This is a genomic window from Nocardia sp. NPDC050406 (assembly GCF_044459025.1).
In the GTDB taxonomy this organism is placed as follows: Bacteria; Actinomycetota; Actinomycetes; order Mycobacteriales; family Mycobacteriaceae; genus Nocardia.
In genome coordinates, this window is sequence record NZ_JBITIM010000003.1 from 628,147 (window position 1) to 648,155 (window position 20,009).

The 20,009-nt window shown below is 69.3% G+C and carries 18 protein-coding genes; 10 read left to right on the top strand and 8 right to left on the bottom strand.

The features are described 5' to 3' along the window. Window positions 1–67: 67 nt before the first annotated feature. Together ACIBH2_RS26255 and ACIBH2_RS26260 are read left to right on the top strand one after the other, a co-directional pair. Window positions 68–1,471, top strand: coding sequence for a M1 family metallopeptidase (locus ACIBH2_RS26255; RefSeq protein WP_397122054.1), 1,404 nt, complete (start codon window positions 68–70; stop codon window positions 1,469–1,471). Window positions 1,472–1,557: 86 nt separating this feature from the next. Continuing rightward, entirely contained in the window at window positions 1,558–2,205 is a 648-nt protein-coding gene (locus tag ACIBH2_RS26260) for a LysE family translocator (RefSeq protein ID WP_397122056.1), read from the top strand. Window positions 2,206–2,207: 2 nt separating this feature from the next. Here the strand turns inward: ACIBH2_RS26260 and ACIBH2_RS26265 are convergent, their stop codons facing one another. Next, window positions 2,208–3,383, bottom strand: a complete 1,176-nt coding sequence (locus ACIBH2_RS26265) for a pyridoxal phosphate-dependent aminotransferase (protein WP_397122058.1) — start codon at window positions 3,381–3,383, stop codon at window positions 2,208–2,210. Between the two features lie 173 nt (window positions 3,384–3,556). On the opposite strand from ACIBH2_RS26265, the gene ACIBH2_RS26270 reads away from it, so the two are divergent. Further along, on the top strand, window positions 3,557–3,820 hold the full coding sequence (locus ACIBH2_RS26270) for a hypothetical protein (RefSeq protein WP_397122060.1): 264 nt from the start codon (window positions 3,557–3,559) through the stop codon (window positions 3,818–3,820). On the opposite strand, the gene sigJ is transcribed toward ACIBH2_RS26270, so the two are convergent. Then, complete coding sequence (sigJ, locus tag ACIBH2_RS26275) at window positions 3,817–4,752, bottom strand: RNA polymerase sigma factor SigJ (RefSeq protein ID WP_397122062.1); 936 nt, start codon at window positions 4,750–4,752, stop codon at window positions 3,817–3,819. The two genes, ACIBH2_RS26270 and sigJ, sit on opposite strands and share 4 nt — an antisense overlap. Window positions 4,753–4,850: 98 nt before the next feature. On the opposite strand from sigJ, the gene ACIBH2_RS26280 reads away from it, so the two are divergent. From ACIBH2_RS26280 to ACIBH2_RS26295, 4 genes are all read left to right on the top strand, one after another. Continuing rightward, the gene (locus tag ACIBH2_RS26280) at window positions 4,851–5,432 is read left to right on the top strand and encodes a GNAT family N-acetyltransferase (protein ID WP_397122064.1); all 582 of its coding nucleotides are present in this window, start codon (window positions 4,851–4,853) and stop codon (window positions 5,430–5,432) included. A 23-nt stretch (window positions 5,433–5,455) separates the two neighbouring features. Then, window positions 5,456–6,373, top strand: a complete 918-nt coding sequence (locus tag ACIBH2_RS26285; RefSeq protein ID WP_397122066.1) for a hypothetical protein — start codon at window positions 5,456–5,458, stop codon at window positions 6,371–6,373. 80 nt (window positions 6,374–6,453) lie between these two features. Further along, the gene (locus ACIBH2_RS26290) at window positions 6,454–6,909 is read left to right on the top strand and encodes a hypothetical protein (protein ID WP_397122068.1); all 456 of its coding nucleotides are present in this window, start codon (window positions 6,454–6,456) and stop codon (window positions 6,907–6,909) included. Between the two features lie 46 nt (window positions 6,910–6,955). Further along, complete coding sequence (locus tag ACIBH2_RS26295) at window positions 6,956–7,519, top strand: SAM-dependent methyltransferase (protein ID WP_397122070.1); 564 nt, start codon at window positions 6,956–6,958, stop codon at window positions 7,517–7,519. Here the strand turns inward: ACIBH2_RS26295 and ACIBH2_RS26300 are convergent. From ACIBH2_RS26300 to ACIBH2_RS26315, 4 genes are all read right to left on the bottom strand, one after another. Continuing rightward, window positions 7,471–8,562 carry a 3-deoxy-7-phosphoheptulonate synthase gene (locus ACIBH2_RS26300; RefSeq protein WP_397122073.1) on the bottom strand — a complete coding sequence of 364 codons (1,092 nt, stop codon included), beginning with the start codon at window positions 8,560–8,562 and terminating at the stop codon, window positions 7,471–7,473. The two genes, ACIBH2_RS26295 and ACIBH2_RS26300, sit on opposite strands and share 49 nt — an antisense overlap. 431 nt (window positions 8,563–8,993) lie before the next feature. Further along, entirely contained in the window at window positions 8,994–9,467 is a 474-nt protein-coding gene (locus tag ACIBH2_RS26305; protein WP_397122075.1) for a carboxymuconolactone decarboxylase family protein, read from the bottom strand. Window positions 9,468–9,570: 103 nt separating this feature from the next. Beyond that, on the bottom strand, window positions 9,571–10,881 hold the full coding sequence (locus ACIBH2_RS26310; protein WP_397122077.1) for an FAD-binding oxidoreductase: 1,311 nt from the start codon (window positions 10,879–10,881) through the stop codon (window positions 9,571–9,573). 140 nt (window positions 10,882–11,021) lie between these two features. Further along, entirely contained in the window at window positions 11,022–11,906 is an 885-nt protein-coding gene (locus tag ACIBH2_RS26315; RefSeq protein WP_397122079.1) for an oxidoreductase, read from the bottom strand. Window positions 11,907–12,087: 181 nt separating this feature from the next. Between ACIBH2_RS26315 and ACIBH2_RS26320 the strand changes: the two genes are divergently transcribed. After that, window positions 12,088–12,252, top strand: a complete 165-nt coding sequence (locus tag ACIBH2_RS26320) for a DUF5993 family protein (protein WP_397122082.1) — start codon at window positions 12,088–12,090, stop codon at window positions 12,250–12,252. After that, window positions 12,246–12,914, top strand: a complete 669-nt coding sequence (locus tag ACIBH2_RS26325) for a disulfide bond formation protein B (protein ID WP_397122085.1) — start codon at window positions 12,246–12,248, stop codon at window positions 12,912–12,914. Before ACIBH2_RS26320 ends, ACIBH2_RS26325 begins: the two co-directional genes overlap by 7 nt. 9 nt (window positions 12,915–12,923) lie before the next feature. Here the strand turns inward: ACIBH2_RS26325 and ACIBH2_RS26330 are convergent, their stop codons facing one another. Further along, on the bottom strand, window positions 12,924–16,661 hold the full coding sequence (locus ACIBH2_RS26330; protein WP_397122087.1) for an amino acid adenylation domain-containing protein: 3,738 nt from the start codon (window positions 16,659–16,661) through the stop codon (window positions 12,924–12,926). Between the two features lie 181 nt (window positions 16,662–16,842). Between ACIBH2_RS26330 and ACIBH2_RS26335 the strand changes: the two genes are divergently transcribed. Beyond that, window positions 16,843–18,459 (top strand): (2,3-dihydroxybenzoyl)adenylate synthase, encoded by a 1,617-nt coding sequence (locus ACIBH2_RS26335; RefSeq protein ID WP_397122089.1) that lies wholly within the window; start codon window positions 16,843–16,845, stop codon window positions 18,457–18,459. Window positions 18,460–18,539: 80 nt separating this feature from the next. On the opposite strand, the gene ACIBH2_RS26340 is transcribed toward ACIBH2_RS26335, so the two are convergent. After that, window positions 18,540–19,895 carry a salicylate synthase gene (locus tag ACIBH2_RS26340; RefSeq protein WP_397122091.1) on the bottom strand — a complete coding sequence of 452 codons (1,356 nt, stop codon included), beginning with the start codon at window positions 19,893–19,895 and terminating at the stop codon, window positions 18,540–18,542. Window positions 19,896–20,009 lie beyond the last annotated feature (114 nt).

Genomic DNA, 20,009 nt, shown 5'->3' on the forward strand with positions numbered 1-20,009 from the left:
GCGGCGGGCGGCTAGCATCGGCTGGTCGGTACGGGATGACTGAAATGTCGGGAAAGCAAGGGGTCGGGTGAAGAGGTTCTGGCGGTACTCGGTGGCGGGGTTGGCCCTGGTGGCGGCAGCGGCGGTCGCGCCCGCACAGGCACAACCGTCGGATCCGCTGGTCGGCTCCCCCGGCCTCGGCGACCCCTACTATCCGCTGGACGGCAACGGCGGCTACGACGCCACGCACTACGACGTCGCCATCTCCTACGACCCGCCCACGCATCACCTGATCGGCGCGGCCCGGCTGGACGTGGTGGCCACCCAGGCGCTGCGGACGTTCAATCTGGACTACGCCGGTCCGGCGGTCACCAAGGTGACGGTCAACAACCTGCCCGCCTGGTTCGAGCGCACCGACGAGCACGAGTTGGTGATCACTCCGCTGCTGCCGCTGCTGCCCGGGCTGCCGTTCTCGGTCCAGGTCGAGTACGCCGGGGCGCCGCCGGAGGGCGAGGACACGGGGTGGTTCAACTCCCCCAGCGGCGGGGCTTTCGTGGCGGGCGAACCGCATTCGGCCACCACCTGGTACCCGCTCAACGACACGCCTTTGGACAAGGCGACTTTCACCTTGCGCGCCACGGTGCCGCAGGAGTGGGAGGTCATGTCCAATGGCCTGAAGACCGAGGACACCCTCGCCAACGGCCAGCGCACCGTGGTCTGGGAGTCGCGGCAGCCGGTGATCGGCTACCTCACCACCATAGCCATCGAGAAGTTCGAATTCCTGGAGCAGCGCCGCGCCAACGGCATGCCGCTGCTGAGCGCCTTCGCACCGGATGCGTTGGCCGCCAAGGAGAACGAGCAGCGCCTGCCGGAGATCCTGGACTTGTCCGAGGAGCTCTACGGCCCCTATCCGTTCGACGCGGCGGGCGGTATCTACGTCGATACCGAGCTGGAATTCTCGCTGGAGACCCAGACCCGGCCCATCTACGCGCCGTGGACCGATCTGCAGACGGTGGTGCACGAGATCGCCCATCAGTGGTGGGGCGACTCCATGTCGGTGAAGCAGTGGTCCGATATCTGTCTGAACGAATGCTTCGCCAGCTACACCGCCGACTATCTGTGGCCGGAGCGCAAGGAGGGCAAGGATGTCGACGCGCTCTACCGCGAGACGCTCACCGAGTTCCACGGCAATCCCAAGTTCTGGCGGGTCAAGCTCCAGGATCCGGGCGTGGGCAGGGAATTCACCTCGGTCTACTACCGCGGCCCGCTGTTCCTGCACGCCCTGCGCCGCACCATGGGCGATGACGCCTTCTTCCCCGCCATTCGCGATTTCGTCTCCGCGCACCGGTACGGCAATGCCTCCATGCCGGAGTTCCGCGAGTTCATGCGGACGCGCACACCCCACGATCTGACCGGATTCTTCGCGGCCTGGCTCGACACCGAGGAGCCGCCCGCCGACGAGTACCTCTATCCGGGAACGCTGCGCTCCTGAACTCGGGTACGAGGAAGCACCGAGCGGTCCAGCGGTTGCCGACTGGCCCGTGACACGCGGCCGGGTGATCGCGCACGATCGAGAACATGATCGAGGCGACGGCGGTGCTGGGTGTGGCGGCGGCGGCCTTGGGGCTGGTACTGACCCCGGGGCCGAACATGATGTACCTGGTGTCGCGCACCGTCTCACAGGGGCGGCGGGCCGGATTCGTCTCCCTCGCCGGTGTGGTCGTCGGCTTCGGCGTGTATCTGGCCGCCGCGACCGCGGGCATCACCGCCATCTTCGCCATGGTCCCCGCGCTGTATCTGGCCCTGAAACTCGCGGGCGCGGCCTACCTCGCCTGGCTGGCGTGGAAAACCCTACGCCCGGGCGGCATTTCGGCCTTCGCCCCGCAGGATCTCCCCGCCGACCCCACCCGGCGGCTGTTCACCATGGGCCTGGTCACCAATCTGCTCAATCCGAAGATCGCCATCATGTACATGGCCCTCATCCCACAGTTCGTGGAGCCGGAGCACGGCCGGGTGTGGCTACAGAGCCTCGGCTTGGGTGCGGTGCAGATCGCCATCGCGGTGAGCGTGAACGGCCTCATCGTGCTCGGCGCGGGCGCGGTCGCCACCTTCCTGGCGGGGCGACCGCTGTGGCTGCGGGCGCAGCGCTGGGTCACCGGCTCCGTACTGGGGGCGATGGCGGCGCTGGTCGCCACCGATCGCGCCCGGCCGGTACCGGCGGTCTGAGCTCAGCCCACGTTCACGCCCGCGCGCAGACGCCGCACGCCCTCTTCCAAGGTCTCGTCGCGCTTGCAGAAGGCGAAGCGCACCAAGTGTTTCCACGCGGCCTGGTCGTCGGTGAACACGCTGATCGGTACGGCGGCGACGCCGAGGCGCTTGGGCAGTTCACGGCAGAAGGCGAGGCCGTCGTCGGCGCCGAGGGGCGTGATATCCGCGCAGACGAAATAGGTCCCGTCACTGCGCTTCACACCGAAGCCCGCGTCGGCCAGCGCCGCGGAGAGGCGAAGCCGCTTGTCCGCGAGAGTGTCTCGCAGGGCCGCCACCCACTGCTGTTCGTGCTGGATGGCGTGCGCGACGGCGGGCTGGAAGGGTCCACCGCCGACGAAGGTGAGAAATTGCTTGGCGGCCAGCACGGCGTCGAGCAGCGGCGCGGGCGCGCAGGCCCAGCCGATCTTCCAGCCGGTGACGCTGAAAGTCTTGGCGGCACTGGAGATCACGACGGTGCGCTCGAACATGCCGGGCAGCGTGGCGATGCTGATGTGCTCGTGCCCGTCGAAGGCCAGATGCTCGTAGGCCTCGTCGGTCATGACGAGCAGATCGTGTTCGATGGCGAGTTCGGCGATGGCGGTGAGATCCGCGCGGCTCAACACGGTGCCGGTGGGGTTGTGTGGTGAATTCACCAGCAGCATGCGGGTATTCGGCGTGATGGCCGCGCGCAGGCTGTCCAGGTCGAGGGCGAAGCCGTCCCCGTCGGGCACCAGCCGGGCCGTGCGCCGTCGCGCGCCCGCGAGTGCGATGGCGGCCGCGTAGGAGTCGTAGTACGGCTCGATGAGCGCCACCTCCTGCCCGGGCTCCACCAGCCCCAGGATGGTGGCGGCAATGGCCTCGGTCGCGCCCACGGTCACCAGCACCTGGCTGTCCGGGTCGTAGGTGGTGCCGTAGCGGCGCGCGCGGTCCTGGGCGATGGCCTGGCGCAGCGCGGGAACGCCGCGTCCGGGCGGGTACTGGTTGAACCCGTCGGCGATGGCCTGCCGTGCCACATCCAGCATTCCCGCCGGACCGTCGCTGTCCGGAAAGCCCTGTCCGAGATTCACGGCGCCGTGGCGGACGGCGAGTTCGGTCATCTCGGCGAAGATCGTCGACGCGAAGGGGCGCAGGCGTTCGACGGTGGGTACATACGGCATGTCCGGAGGGTAGCTCACTCGGCGAAACGGTTGCGAAGCGATAGCGAATACCTATGTTTCACTTTTGAATCACCTTGTGTACCAGCATGATTGTGCATTCACCCAAAGGCGGCTACCCTCCCCGTGTTCTCTCTCACACCACCCTCGGGTGGTCTATCGAAAGAAGGCGCTCCATGGCCTCCTTCCTCGACCTGCTCCTGCATCCGACCGCCGTCGTCGACTACGCGGAGCACATCACCTCGCAACTGATCGGCTGGGGCACCGGCTCCTCCACCCCGGACGTGAACGCCGGATCCAGCTTCCCGCCCTCGGGTTCCGGCGAATCGGGCTCCGGCACCGGCTCGGGTATCGGCCACTGCGCGCCCACGGGCTCGGTCAGCGCCTCCGGCGGCATGGACTGCCAGAGCGGATCGGGCGTGCGCACCCCACCGAACTAGCGAGACCCACTGTCCGGCAAACGAATCCCGTGCATCTTCGCGGGATTCGCGACATCGTAGATGCCCCACACCTTGCCCTCGTGCACGGTGAAGCAGTACACCCGGCGGGGAGTGCCCGGATGGTCCTCGCCGGGCTCGCGCTCGTGCACCAGCACGCCGAATTCGCCGTTCACGAGCACCGGTTCGAAGACGTCGGGGAAGGTGGCGGGATCCTCGAACCCCAATTTGCGGCGCAGGCCCAGGAACAGGCGCGCCACCTTGTCCGGGCCGGTGACCACATTGATGGCGGTCTTGGTGGTGCCGCCCGCGTCGCCGATGGTGCGCACCTCGGGATGCAGGGCCGCCACGACCTTGTCCAGATCACCGGAGTACATGGCCTCCACGAGCTGCTGCACGGCCTCGTTGTGCGACTGGTCGGCCACCGGTTCCGGAATGCGGGCCAAGGCTTTTCGCGCGCGAGCGGCCAAGGCCCGGGCGGCCTCGGGGCTGATGTCGAGAATGTCGCCGATCTCGTCGAAGGGCACCGAGAAACCGTCGTGCAGGACGAAGGCCACCCGCTGCGGCGGGGTGAGGGTGTCCAGCACGATCATGGCGGCGAAGCGGGTGTCCTGTTTGCGCACCACCGCGGCCAGCGGATCCGGCGTGGTCGAGGGCGTCGGCGCGGTCACGATGGGCTCCGGAAGCCATTGCCCCACATAGGTTTCGCGACGCACGGCCGCACTGCGCAAGCGGTCCAGGCAGATTCGGCCGACCACCGTGGTGAGCCAGGCGCGCAGATCCTCGATCTCGTACTGCGCCGCGGTGGCCAGTCGTAACCAGCTCTCCTGTACCGCGTCCTCGGCATCGGTGACACTGCCCGTCAGCCGGTACGCCACCGAGAGCAGATGCGGCCGATGGGATTCGAACAAATCGGCGAGAAGCGCGGCAACCACCAGAAAGATCCTACGGTCGTGCGCGAACCCCTCCACCACGGCCCTACCCACCGCGGATATCCACTGGCGCTGCGGGAAATCCGTGCCAGCATGACCCGATGGACTCGAGCACGCTGTCGAACGGATCGCTCTGGCTCTCGCCGCCGACCGTGCACGATATCGACACCATCACCGCCTGCTGCCAGGAGCCGTCCATCGGCCACTGGACCTCCATGCCGGTCCCCTACACCCGCGAGCACGCGGAGAGTTTCATCACCGACATCGTGATTCCCGGCTGGCTGGTCCGCAGCCCCACCTGGGCGCTGCGCCCCGCCGCCGACGGGCCGGTCATCGGCATGATCGGCCTGAGCCCCTCGGGCCGCCCCACCGACGACACCGCCGAGGTGGGTTTCTGGCTCGCCCCCGCCGCGCGCGGCCGCGGTCTCATGACCCGGGCCCTGAACCTGGTCTGCGCGGCCGGATTCGATCCCGACCGCTTCGCCTTCGGCCGCATCGAATGGCGCGCCATAGTCGGCAATCGCTCCTCGGCGGCCGTCGCCCGCCGCGCCGGATTCCGGTACGAGGGGCTCCTGCGCGGCGCGTTGGTCCAACGCGGAACCCGCCGCGACACCTGGATCGCCGCCCGCCTCGCCACCGACCCTGCGGATACGGTCGACGACTGGCCCGGCGGTATCGCGTGAGCACCGGCTCGTAGGCTGGGGCCATGACGCTCGAGGAGGTTGCGGGCGAGCTGTACGGCCTCGCTCCGGCTGAGTTCGTCGCGGCGCGCGACGAACGGGTGCGGCGGGCCCGGGACGAGGGCGATCGCCCGCTGGCGACGGCCATTGGGAAATTGCGGCGGCCGACCGTGGCAGCCTGGGCGGTGAATCTCCTCGCTCGGGAGGCATCCGACGAGGTGGGCGCGCTGCTGGCCCTCGGCGACGCGATGCGCGACGCCCAGCGCAGGCTGTCCGGGGACACATTGCGGACGCTCACCACACAGCGCCAACAGGTGGTGAACGCACTGTCGCGCAAGTCGGGCGAATTGGCCGCCGCGCAAGGGCACCCACTCAGCGAAGCGGTGTTGCGCGAGGTCGGCCAGACCCTGCACGCCGCCCTGGCCGATCCGGAGGTGGCCGATCAGGTCCGCACCGGCACGCTCACCGCGGCCACCAGCTACGAAGGTTTCGGCCCCGCCGCGCTGACGGCGGTCCCGAATCGGCGCAAGACCGGCCCATCAGCCGAGGCCACGGCGGACGAAAAGACCGCTCCCGCCCAGTCTTCCGAGGATGACCGGCGTACGCGCACCACGAAGGCGCGCTCCGGGAGCAAGAAGGCGGACAAACCCGACCCCGACGCCGAGGCCAGGCGCGAACTCTCCGAAGCCCTGGAGGCTCTCGAATCCGCCCGCGCCGCCTACGATTCCGCCCAGTCGGAGCTCGACCGCACCGCCGCCGACCTGTCGGCCGTCGAGGAGCGCATCACCCGACTGCGCGACGACCTCGCCAATGCCGAGTCCGAACGCCGCTTCACCGTCGCCGCCAATCGCACCGCCAAGGAGGCCCACACCAAGGCGCGGCGTCATCTCGACCATGTCGAACGCTGGGCCGAGAAGACCCGGGACCGACTCTCCCCCAGCTGATTCGGCTACCGCCGCGCCGCGCCCCGGGACATACTGTCGCTGACCGTGCGCCGCTGGCGCGGATGTTGTGGGAGGTTCGAATGGAGCGCGAGTCCGGCGCGAGTACGAGAACCGGTGCGCTGGCGCTGATTCGGAATCGCTGGCCCTCCGCCGTCGCCCTCGTGCTGCTGCTGGTGTGGCGTCCCGACGAGCAATTCGACTCACCCGAACCGGAACTGTTCACCATGGCCCTGTTGTTGTTCGCCATGGGCGCGATCTACCTGCCGTGGGGCGCGTTCCGCGCTGAGCTGCGACCGCGCTGGCTGCTCTGGCTGCAAACCGTGGCGCTGTTCGGCTTCGGCACGATGGCGCTGGTCGCCCTGGACGCGGATCTCGATATCGCGCGCTGGGTCCTCGCCATCGGCTGGCTCGCACACGGCCTCTGGGATATCGCGCACTTCGTGGCGAATCGCGTTGTCCCACGCCAGTGGTCGGAGTTCTGCGGCCTGGTCGACGTGCTCGCCGGTTCGGCCATGCTGTGGGCGGTCATCGCGTAGTGCGAAAGCGGCCGCGCGGCGAGAGCGCCGGGCGTAGATTGCCGACATGGGTGACGCGCGATTCGAATGGATCGTCGAGGTCATGGGGGTGCGGCCCGACGATCGGATACTGGAGATCGGCGCGGGCGCGAGCCCCTCGGTCGAGTATCTCGCCGCACCGCTGCGCGGCGGCTGTGTGGTCGCCATCGACCGCTCCGCGACGGCCATCGCCCGATCGGCGAAACGACATGCGGCGCTGGTCGATTCGGGCCGGGTGCGGTTGCGGCACCTCGCGCTCGAAGACCTGCGACCCGATGACGTGCGCGACACCTTCGACAAGATCCTCGCGGTCAATGTGAACCTCTTCTGGACCCGCCGCCCCACGGCCGAACTGGCCACGATCCGCGCATTGCTCGCGCCGCGCGGCGCGCTGCACCTCGCCTACGGCTACGGCGATCCGGGGACACGCCACCCCTCGACCAGTCCGAAACCCGTGGCCGACAAGCTCTCCGAACACCTCGAGGAGGCGGGCTTCACCACCGAAACCCGCTTCTCCGGCGACCTGCTCTGTGTGACCGCCACTCAGGCGCGGCGGCGCTCCGCGACGGCCTCGGCCAAGCGGTCGAGCTGAGCCGCGGTGGTCTCCCAGTCCAGGCACGCGTCGGTGATCGACTGGCCGTAGGTGAGCTCCTCCGACCGACCCAGGGTCAGATCCTGACGCCCCGCCGCCAGGAAGCTCTCCATCATCAGACCGACGGTGCTGGTCTCGCCGTTCGCGATGCGCTCGGCGATATCGGTGACCACGTCCACCTGCTTGTTGTGGTCCTTGTTGGAGTTGCCGTGGCTGGCGTCGACCACGACTCGCTGTGGCAGCGAGGCCTTTTCGAGCCGCAGGCAGGTCTCGGCCACCGACGCGGCATCGTAGTTGGTGCCATTGCTGCCACCGCGCAGGATGACGTGGCAGTCCGGATTGCCCGCGGTGCGAATCAGCGCCGAGCGGCCCTCGAGGTCGGTGCCGGGGAAGACGTGGCTGGCGGCGGCGGCGCGCACGCCGTCCACCGCGACCTGCACATCGCCATCGGTGCCGTTCTTGATGCCGACCGGCATGGACAGCGCCGAGGACAGCTGCCGATGCACCTGGCTGGCGGCGGTGCGGGCGCCGATCGCGCCGTAGGAGACCAGATCCGCGATGTACTGCGGGGTGATCGGATCGAGGAATTCACACGCCACCGGCAGGCCGAGCCCGGTGATGTCGACCAGCAGCCGCCGTCCCAGATCCAGGCCGGTATTGATATCGAAGCTGCCGTCCAGGTGCGGATCGTTGATCAGACCCTTCCACCCGAGCGTGGTGCGCGGCTTCTCGAAGTAGACGCGCATGACGATGTGCAGCCGGTCACCGAGCTCGGTGGCCTTGGCCGCCAACCGGCGCGCGTAGTCGAGCGCGGCGTCGGGGTCGTGGACCGAACACGGTCCGACGATCACCATGAGGCGGTCGTCGGTGCCGTCGAGCACATCGACGGTGGCCTTGCGACCGGCGCGCACGATATCGGCGAGCGCATCGTCGATGGGGTGCGCGCGGCGAATGTCGGCGGGCGAGCGCAGCGGGCTCACGCTGAGGGTGCGCTGATCGTCCAGATCGGCATGCCTGGAATCGATGGCGGCGGCGAGAGTCATTCGTGGGTTCCTTTTCTCAGGCCGACCCACGGGAATCGCGGAGAAAATCCCTCGGAGCCGGTCTGTTCTTCCGGCTCGGGGTGGGAGGAGGTCAGCGCAGGTTCACGCCGCTCGACCCACCCGGGCCGGGCTGGCTAAACCAGAAATACACGCGCTGCATGTCGGCGACTGTAGCAGAAGCGAAGAAAAATGCATGTGGGCGCTGCCACTCCCCCGCCTCTCCGCGTATTCGGCGGATGGCTGAGAGCCGCGAGATTTCTCGACCCGTGCCCACCTCTAGCAGCGTGTTCAGTTTTGGGGGTACCCAACGAGTTACCCCGAACGTCACCAAATCAGCCGTCTCGTTGTGATCCGAAATACGGGCCGTGCGTCCCACATAGCGAGAAGCCCCGGTGTGGACGGCTTCCACACCGGGGCTGCGAGGGGTTCGGTCAGCTCCACTGGCCGGGCGTGTAGTCCCCGCCGACGTTTCCGGCCAGGACGTTCATCCGGTTCCAGGCGTTGATGGTGGCGATGAGGGAGATGAGCGCGCCGATCTGGTCGTCGTCGTAGTGCTTGCGCACCTGCGCCCAGGTCTCGTCGCTGACGTGGTTGTTCGGGTCGGAGAGGTAGGTGCCCTCCTCGGTCAGCGCCAGCGCGGCCCGCTCGGCCTCGCTGAACACCGTCGATTCGCGCCAGGCGGCGATCATGGCCAGCCGCACCGGGGTCTCACCGGCCTGGGCGGCGTCCTTGGTGTGCATATCCAGGCACAGGCCGCAGCGGTTGATCTGCGAGGCGCGGATCTTCACCAATTCCTGGGTGGCCTTGGGCAGTTCGGTCTCCTCGGAGACGCGGCCCGCGGTGACGAGACGCTTGACGAACTTGGCAGCGACGGAGTTGGTGAAGATGTTGAAACGCGGTTCCATGATCGTTCCTTTCGAGCTGATTTCGTGGCGTTACAAGGTTGACGACGCGGCGTCGCGAGGTGTGACATCCGGATCGGCGTGAACCGGGTCACAGCGGATGCGACTAGCCGAGCACCGGGAAGTTGGCGCGAATGGTGTTGTGCTGATCGCGGTTTCGCTTGAGTTCGCGCAGCCGGGCGAGGGTGGCTTCGTCGAAGGCGGCCGCGGCGGACTCGCCGGGGCTCAGGAAGGTGTAGGGCTTGCGGGTGCTGATGTGCTCGCCCAGCGCCGCGACCACGGCCCGCTGCCGGTCGGCCACCGCCTCGCGGACCTCGGGGAGGCCGGGGCCGAGCAGGTAGAGCATGTAGGGCTCGGTGACCGGTCCGCGCGCTCCGCCTTCCGGACGGGCGGTCGCGAATCCGCCACCCAGACCGCGCACCTGGATGTTCAGCAGCGGTGCGACGGCGTCGCGGACCAGCACCTTGGTGACCTCGTCGCCGAGGTCGGTGAGCAGTTCGCCGCGGGAGAGCGAGGGGCTCGGGTCGGTCGGCTCGGCGGTGATGGCACCGATCTCGGCCGGGGTGAGCGCACCACGATTGTCGGAGAGGGCACCGCCGAGATCGTCGAGAGCGGCCACCGCGGCCCGGCCCGCCTCGACGTCACCGAGGTAGGCGATATCGATGGCCGCCATCTCCGGCGCGCCCGGGAACTGGAAACGTTGGAACCACACCGACAGTTCGACGGGGGCGTCGGCGGTCAAGCGCTGGAAGGTCTCCCAGACCTCGGCCACCCGCTCACCCGGGAACATCACCCGGCCGCCGTAGACGGAAGGCAAAGGGAACAGGTCGAATTCGAGGCCGGTGACAATGCCGAAATCGCCGCCGCCCCCGCGCAGCGCCCAGAACAGCTCCGGATCGTTCGCGGCGGTGACGCGGGCCGGGCGGCCGTCGGCGGCCACGATCTCGAAGGCGCGCACGGCATCCGAGGCCCAGCCGAACTTGCGGGTGAACCAGCCCGCGCCGCCGCCGAGGGTGTAGCCGGTGACGCCGACCGCCGGATTGCTGCCCGCCAGTCCCGTAAGTCCGTGCGCGGCAGCGGCTTTCTGGATCCGACCCCAGGAAACCCCGGAGCCGACCCGAGCGACGCGCGCCTCGGCGTCGATCTCGAGGCGGTCGAATCGATGGGTGCGCACCAGGATCGCGCCGTCGATATCGCCGGTCGCGCCGTGGCCGGTCGGCTGGGTCACCACGGGCGTCCCGGCGGCGCGGGCCTGGGCGAGCACGGCCGCGACATCGTCGACACCGGCGGCCTCGACGACCGCGCCGACGCGCTGGTCGATGGCGAGATTCCAGGGCCGGGCGGCCTGCTCGAATTCGCTGTCGCCGGGCAGCAGGACGCGGCCCTGGATGGACTGGCGCAGATCGTGGAGAGTCATCGTGGCTCCTTGTTCCTCTTCGCGTGATGGCGTTGCAAAGAGGACGACGCGGGCCGCGCGGGTGTGACATCCACACCGCTCGTGACGCTGATCACATCGCGACGCGGCCCGCGGGAGACCGGCGCGTGGCCGGGGACGAGCTACTTCCGCCCGAACGAGTAATTGACCTTGGTGAGCTGTTCCGACAGCTCCCAGAGCCGACGCGCGGTCATCTCGTCGCGCGAGGCCGAGGAGGAGCCGCTGCGCACGGGATGCCCACGCAATCCGCGCAGCCCACCCGGACCGTAGAACGCGCCGGGCTCCACCTCGGCCGAGGTGGCCGCGTACAGCGTCGGCAGCGCGCCCATCTCGGCGCTCTGCGCGAAGAGCCGATTGCCGATGGACATCAGGAAGTCCTGGACCGATTCGGTGTGCGACTGCAAATCCGTTGCGGCATAACCGGGATGGGCCGCCAGCGAGAGCTTGGTCGAACCGGCGGCGGTGAGGCGGCGCTGAAGTTCGTAGGTGAACATGAGGTTGGCCAGTTTGGCCTGCCCGTAGGCGGCCCACCGCTGGTAGCGGCGGTGCTCCCAGTTCAGATCGGCCAGGTCGATCTTGCCGATGGCGTGCGCGCCGCTGGAGACGGTGACCACCCGTTCGCGAATCCGGTCCAGCAGTAGGCCGGTCAGCGCGAAGTGTCCGAGATGGTTTGTGCCGATCTGCATTTCGAAGCCGTCGGCGGTGCGCTTGTGCGGCACCGCCATGATTCCGGCATTGTTGATCAGCACATCGGCCGTGTCGATTCCGTCGGCGAATTCGCGCACCGAGCCCAGATCGGCGAGGTCGAGGCGGCGCACCTGCGCGCGCTCCCCCAACTCGTTGGCGAGGGCGTGCGCCTTCACCTCGTTGCGGCAGGCCATGATCACCCGCGCCCCCGCGCCGATGAGCGCCCGCGTGGTGACGGCCCCGAGACCGCTGTTCGCGCCCGTCACGATGTAGGTCCGCCCGGCCAGATCGGGGATGTCGGCAATGTCCCAACCACTCACGGCCACGAGTCTAGGTGGGTGGCGGCGCGGGCGCGGGGTCTCGGCGAGAGCCGCCCTGCGGCCGGTGCGGGAGCAGCTATCGGCCACAGGGTTGCCAACTCCCGATTCCGCAGGTGGGCGCGCGGCGTGTCCTGAATGAATTCAATAGCTCTCACCAGGCAAAGCGGTAGCGTCCGCCGCTATGGACACGATCGTGTGGGCAGGTTTGCTGGCCGTACTGGTGTTGATCTACCAACAGCGATCCCGTCGCATCGTGCTGGCGTCGTGGTGGGTCGTCTTCCTGCTGACCGCCCTGCTGCTGCGCCATCACATCACCAGCGGCCTGGGGCTGGGCCTGACATGGTGACCCCGGCGACCGCGGCCGAATCGACCGCCACCCCGGGGCGCGGCGGCGCGCTCGGCCAGGTGCAGTACTGGCTGGCGGTGATCTTCGTGGTCGGCTGGACCGGCGTCGTCTGCGGCGGCCTCGCCGTCCAGTTCGGCACCTGGGACTACCCATGCCCGCTGTGCATGGTGCAGCGCAATTTCATGATCCTGGCCGCCCTGGGCGGGGCCTACATCGTCGCCAAGGCATTGCGCGGCGCGATCTCGCGCAGGCACTACATGACCGGATGGGGTCTGTGCATCGTGGGCTGCTTCGGCGGTGGCTTCACCTCGTGGCGACAGACCATGCTGCACATCCTGCCCGGCGACAAGGGTTACGGCGGAGCGGTTCTGGGCCTGCACCTCTACGTGTGGGCGCTGATCCTGTTCGTCGCCGCCATCGCCACCATCGGCGTGGTGCTGGCCTTCGCCGACGAGACCGCGGCCACCGTGCTCCCGACCGGCGGCATCCACCGCGCGCTCGGCACATTCGCGCTGTGGTTCGTCGGGGTCGTCATCGTGGTCAACCTGGTCTCGGTGTTCTGCCTGGCCGGTTTCCACTGGTACCTGCCGGACAATCCCTCGTGCTACCAGCTCTTCCACGATGTGGGCATCCTCGACGGCGGCTGCACCGCCGTCGAGTAGCGGCTCGCGTCAGTTCTGCGCGAGGATCTCCTCGTCGCTCATGGACGCGATCTCCAGATACATCTGGGCGACGGTCTCGAGTCGACCCGGCGTGCCCGCGCGCTCCTCGCGGTCCAGCAGTCGCTGGCCCAGGCCCGCGACCGTGCGGGCCGCGAAGAAGTCCGCGACCACGGCTTCGGGCGAGTCCAGCCAATCGCGCACGCGGGCGATGACCGCCGTGGCGAGCACCGAATCGCCGCCGAGTGCGAAGAAGTCGTCGGTGACGCCGACCTGGTCGCGCTCCAGCACCGCGCCCACGATATCCGCCAGCGCCCGCTCCAGATCCGTTCGCGGCGCGACGAATTCGCTCACCTGCTCGCCCGCCGACAGCAGCGCCGCGATGGCCTTGCGGTCGGGTTTGCCATTGGAGGTGAACGGCAGCTCCGACAGCAGCTCCACGCGGGTGGGAATCATGTAGGCGGGCAGCAGCTCACCGGCGGCCGCCAACAGCTCGTCGACCTGCGGCGTGACACCCTCGACGCCGACGACCACCGCCGCGAGTTTCGGTGCGGCCGAACCGATCACGGCCGCGATGGCGTGGCGCACCCCGGGCAGCGACCGCAGCGCGCTCTCCACCTCACCCAATTCCACGCGGTAGCCGCGAATCTTGACCTGATGGTCGGCGCGGCCCAGGAATTCCAGCGTCCCGTCGGGCAGGTAGCGCGCGAGATCGCCGGTGCGGTACCAGCGCAGGCCCTCGTGCGAGACGAACCGGTCGGCGGTGCGCTCCGGGTCGCCGCGGTATCCGGCCGCCACGCCCTCGCCGCCGATCCACAGCTCGCCGGTCACCCAGTCCGGGCAGTCGTGCCCGGCCGGGCCGACCACGCGGCAGCGGACATTGCGCAGCGGCGTGCCGTAGGGCACCGCCGACCACTCGGCGGGCACCCGGGCGTCCACGACCTCGCAGATGGTCGAGTGAATGGCGGTCTCGGTGGCACCGCCCAGACCCGCGAAACGGCAGTCCGGGGCGATCTGCTTCAGCCGACCCGGCAGCGCCACATCCACCCAGTCGCCGCCGAGAATGACCATGCGCAGGCTGTCCAGGCGCTGCCCGGCAGCGGCCGCCAACAGCATGTCGAGAAGGCTGGGCACGCAGTTGAGCACCGAGACACGGTGCCGCGCAATGAGTTCGATCCAGCGGGCTGGCTCCCCGCGCTGGGCCTCGTCCACCGCGACGACAGCGCCGCCCGCACCGAACAGGCCGAAGATGTCGTAGACGGACAGGTCGAATTCCAAGGCGGAGAGCGCGAGTGCGCGATCGGCCCGGCCGATCTCGAAGCGCTCGTTCAGATCGTCGATGGTGTTCATGGCCGCGCGGTGCGGGACCTCCACCCCCTTCGGCTTACCGGTCGACCCGGAGGTGAACAGCACATACGCGATCGCCTCGGGGTCGGGAAAGACCGGCTCCGCCAAGGGTTCCGGGTAGACCCGTGCCTCGTCGAGGGCGAGCGTGCGCACCTCGGGCACCTCGGCCCCGGCCGTCACGGCGGCCACCACGCCGCCGGTGCGAATGATCTCGGCGCGACGGGCGGCGGGCTGATCGAACCCGATCGGCACGTACACCGCCCCGGCCGCCAGCACACCGGCCGTGGCCACGATCTGGTCCGGACCCTTCGGCAGCTGTACGGCCACCGCGTCGCCGGGGCGCACGCCCGCGGCGCGCAGCGCACCGGCGACCGCCAGCGCCTGGGCGGCCAGCTCCGCGTAGCCGAGGACGCGCGCGTCGGAGCCTCCGCCGGACACCGGCTCTTCCCAGATCACCGCCGGGGCATCGGGATTCGTCTGTGCGTGCGCGAACAGCCCGGCGTGCAGCGTCCGGCCGGTCACCGCGCCGTCGGTCGCATTGACCTGCGAGCGAATAACCGCCTGCTCCAAGGGAATCCGCACCGCGGCCTCGGCATCCCAACCGGCCCCGGTGTTCTCGCTGTTCACCGACCGCGCCAGCTCGGCGGCCGCGACCGCATCGCGGACGGCCTCGGTGGCGGCCTCAACGAACGCGCCGACCGAATCCGGGTCCGAAACCTGGTCCGCCCCGGCGCCTTCCGTGACCGTGAGACCCACCGTCTCACTGGCGGCCGCGCTGTCGGTGATTCCGGCCAGGCGCAGCACCGCGTCGATGTAGCGCGCGAACATGGCCTCGACCATGCCGGTCGGGAAGGCGTCCGCGCGGACGTCCCAGTTCAGCAGAATGCCGCCGCGCACCTCGGTGACCTGCGCGTCGAGCAGCACCTGCGGGCCCTGCGAGATGATCCAGACCGGGTCGCCGAAGGTGTCGGTGACCTGGTCGGCGAACAGCTCGCCCAGATTGATGGCGCTGGTGTAGACGATCGGCGCGAGCACCGGCTCACCGCGCTGGCGGCCCAGATCGCGCAGCACCTCCAGGCCGGAGTACGCGGAATGCGCACCGGCGGCGTGCAATTCGCGCTGTAGCGTCCGCGCGCGCTCGGTCACGGTCGCCGGTTCGGTCACGTCGACCTCGAGCAGCACCGAGGAGGTGAAGTCGCCGACCACGCCGTCCACCTGCGGATGCACCGGCTCCCGGTGGAACAGCGGCAGATTCAGCAGGAAGCGCCGCTGGGCCGACCAGCCGCCGATGGTCTCGGCGAAGACCGACGCCAGCGCCATGGCGGGCGTGACGCCGCGGGCGTGGGCGGCGGCGAACATACGCGCCTTCGCCTCGGGCGAGAGCCAGCGGTGGAAGCGCACCGTGCGCAGCTCGTGGGAATCACCGTCGGTCCGCGAAACCTCCAGTGCGCGGGGCAGTTCCGGCGCGCCCGGCAGTTCGGGCAGGCGCTGTTGCCACCACTGGCGGTCGGCCTCGCGCTCGGGTCCGGGCGCCGCCTGCCCGGCCAGGTACTCGCGGAAGGTGTAGGTCTGCGGCGGCAGCTCCTCGCCGTGGTAGAGCCGGGCCAGATCGCCGATGAGAATGCGGTAGCTCATGGCGTCGGCCGCGAGCATGTCCACATCCAGGTGCAGTCGGGTCTTTCCGCCCGGCAGCAGCGTCAGCGCGATATCGATGACCTGACCGTCCTCGACGGCCATCAGCTGATGGGTCTTGCTGTCCCGCAGGGCTTCCAGCGTGCGCTCGACCTCGGCGGCGTCGCGATCGCGCAGATCGGTGACGCTCCACACCGGCCGTCCGGGCTCGGCCATGGTCTGCTGGGTGCCGTCGGGCAGGAAGCGCGTGCGCAGCATGGGGTGCCGTCGCACGAGCGCCGCGACCGCCTGTTCCAGGCGCGCGGAATCCACGTCGCCGCCGTCGAATTCGACATACAGGTGGGCGGCGACCGCGCCGAGCTCCTGCCCTTCGGAGCGTCCGATCCAGTACGCGTGCTGCATGGGCGCGAGGGCGAAGGGGGCTTCGTCCGCCGTGGCATCGGTATCGACAGCGCTGTCGGCGGTGTCGAGGGCGGGGGTGTCGGACACGGCCGCCGCTGCCGCATCGGCGGTTTCGGCGGAGTCCTCGCCACCGAGCAGCCGGTACCAGTCGCCGACGGTGGGCTCCGCCGCCAGTTGCGCGAAGTTCACCGCGATACCGCGTTTGCGCCAGCCGCCCGCCAGCTTCATGGTGCGAATGGAGTCCAGGCCGAGCTGAATGAGATCGTCGTGATCGGCGATATCGGCGGCGTCGAGCCCGAGTTGCCCCGCCACCGCGACCCGGATCTCGTCCCTGCCGATGGTCGCGTCGCCTCGTCGCGCTGACTCCATGCCGTTGTCACTCCTCGTGCCGTCGCCGCCGGGGGCGCTGTCCGCGGCGCGCCGCCGCGAGGCAGCGCACCGACTCCGGGTGTATCCGGATGCCTTCGGCTGAAGCCTAACCGATTGAGATAGGGTTGCCTAACCTATGTAGTGAGACTCTTATCTACTTCGCGTGAGTGTGAGGCCAGACGTGACAACTCCCATTACCGCCGACCGGGACCACCGCGACGGGTTCGTACCCTTCCCGGCCGAACTCGCCGAGAGCTACCGCCGCGCGGGCTACTGGGCGGGCGAGCCGCTCGACGCACTGCTGCGTGCGGCCGCCCGCACCTGGCCCGAGCGTCCGGCTCAGCTGGGTGAGACCAGCCTGACCTACGCCGAACTCGACGCGGCCGTCGACCGCACCGCGCACGGATTCCTGGCGCTGGGCCTGCGCCCCGGCGACCGCGTGGTGGTGCAACTGCCGAATGTGCCCGATTTCCTGCGCATTCTGTTCGGCCTGCTGCGCGCCGGAATCATTCCGGTGCTCACCCTGCCCGCGCACCGCCGCGCCGAGATCGAGCATCTCACCCGACTCTCCGGGGCCGTCGCCTACCTGATCGCCGACCGGCTGGGCGATTTCGACTACCGCGTCCTGGCCACCGAGGTCGCCGCCGCCGTGCCCACGCTGAAGCACGTGCTGGTGCTCGGCGACCCCGGCCCGTTCGCCGACCTGAACGCGGTGGCGGCCGAGGGTGATTCGCTGCCCGAGATCGATGCCAGCGATATCGCCGTCATGCTGGTCTCCGGCGGCACCACCGGCCTGCCCAAGCTCATTGCCCGCACCCACGACGATTACGCCTACAACGCCCGGGCCAGTGCCGAGGTGTGCGGACTCGGCCCCGAGGACGTCTACCTCGCGACCCTGCCCGCCGCACACAACTTTCCGCTGGCCTGCCCGGGCATTCTCGGCACGGTGGCCACCGGCGGCGCGATCGCCTTCACCACCGATCCGAGTCCGGAGAGCGCCTTCGCCGCCATCGAGCGGCATCGGGTCACGGTGACCGCCGTCGTGCCCCCGCTGGCCCAACTCTGGTGCGCCGCAACCGAATGGGAGGAGGCCGATCTCAGTTCGCTGCGGCTGCTCCAGGTCGGCGGCGCGCGCCTGGCCGAGGTGAACGCCCGCGAGGTCGCACCCGCCCTCGGCACCACCTTGCAGCAGGTGTTCGGCATGGCTGAGGGTCTGCTCAACTACACCCGCCTGGACGACAGCGACGAATTGATCTGCACCACCCAGGGTCGCCCGCTCTCCCCGCACGACGAACTGCGCATCGTCGACGGCGAGGGCAACGACGTTCCCGAGGGCGAGGAGGGTGAACTGCTCACCCGCGGCCCCTACACGCTGCGCGGGTATTACCGTGCCCCCGAACACAATGCGCGCTCGTTCACCCCGGACGGTTACTACCGCAGCGGCGATCTGGTGCGCCGCCTCCCGAGCGGTCACCTCATCGTCTCCGGGCGGATCAAGGACGTGATCAACCGGGGCGGCGAGAACGTCTCCTGCGATGAGCTCGAGGAGCACCTGCTCGCCTACCCGAGCGTTCGCCATGCCGCGGCGGTCGGCCTGCCCGATGCCGCCCTCGGCGAAAAGGTCTGCGCCGTACTGGTTGTCGAGGGTGATATGCCGAGCCTGGCCGAGATCAAGCGCTTCCTCACCGAGCGGGGGCTGGCGACCTACAAGCTGCCCGATGTGCTGCGCCAGGCCGACACTCTGCCCATCACCGCCGTCGGCAAGATCGACAAGAAGGCGCTGCGCGCCGCGCACTGAGTCCGAGAACACCGAAAGAGCCCGGGAACACCGAAACCCCCTGCCCTCTCGAAACGAGGCGGCAGGGGGTTTCTACAACGTCAACGCTGTTGTGCCCGAACGACGTACGGGGCGACGCTGCCGAGTTTCTCGCAGGTCTCCTCGAATTCGCGTTCCGGCCGCGACTGGCCGACCACGCCCGCGCCCGCGCGCAGCCACGCGCCCTCACCGGTCTGGTAGACGGCCCGCAGCACGAGCGTCGCCTCCAGCGCGCCGTCCGGCGAAACCGTCACGACCGCACCGGAATACAGGCCACGCTGGTCGTGGTCGAGGCGGAAGACCGCGTCCACGCCGCCGGTCTTCGGAATGCCGGAGGCCGTCACCGACGGGAACAACACCTCCAGCGCATCCCACGGCGTGCGGTCGGCGGCGAGGCGGCCGCGCACGGTCGAGGCCAGATGCTGCACGCTGCCGCGCTCCCGCACCGCCATGAAATCGGAGACGACGGTGGTGTCCGGCTCGGCGACGGTGGCGATCTCCGCGAAGGAGGTCTGCACCGAAATCGCGTGCTCGACAATCTCCTTGGGGTCGCGCATCAGGTCCGCGCGGGCGGCCGTATCGACATCCGAGCCGAGACCGAAGGCGCGCGTTCCGGCGAGCGGTTCGGTGGTGACCACCCGATCGGCGTCGACGGCGGCCACCAGCTCCGGGCTGAATCCGGCCGCCTCCAGCGCGCCCAGGCGCAGCAGGAAGGAGCGGGCGGGGGTGTTGTTCATGCGGCCCAGGCGGTAGGTCGCCGGAACATCCACGGCGAAGGGCAGATCCACCTTCCGCGAGAGAATGACCTTCTGGTAGCGGCCCGCGCCGATCTCCGCGACCGCGGTGGCCACCCGGCCCTGATAGTCGGTGGGATCGACGGTCACATCGACCGGATGCGGGGCGGGCAGCGCGGTGCCCTGCGCCGCGCCGATGAGCGCCAGAATGTCCCCGGCCTCGTCGGTGGTGGCACCCGAGACCTGGATGCCCGCGGCGTTCAGTCGGACCTCGATGCGCGGAATCATCAGGTGCGCCAGCGTGGCTCGCGGGTGGACGTGGTCGGTCGCGTCGAGGGCCCAGGCGCAGAATTCGAAACCGATCCAGCCGTAGGCATTGCGCCCGGCCAGCGGCAGTTCGGCCAGCACGGTGTCGATCACCTGAGCCGGGCGGCCCGACCAGCTCCGGCTGGTGGTGCGGCCCTCCCAGGTGACCCGCAGTTCGTGGGCGTCCAATTCGACGCCGCCGATGGGGTCGGCCGCGAACACCCATTCACCGGGCTTCTCGTAGACCACGTATTCGCCGAAGCGATCGGCCGCCGCCAGAGCCGTCATGGCCGCGATGGGGTCGGTGATCCTTCCCGCGGCCGGTGCCGTCGGACTGTTCACAAACTCCAGGCGTACTCTTTCGTCCGTCGCCGACAACAGTCCTCCAAGGTTATGCTGACCTAACTTTGAGAAGTAAGGTTAGCATTACCTGCGCGGGTTGCAGGATGTTGTCCCCGCCACTCTCACCCGCCGCGCGAACCGCCACGAATG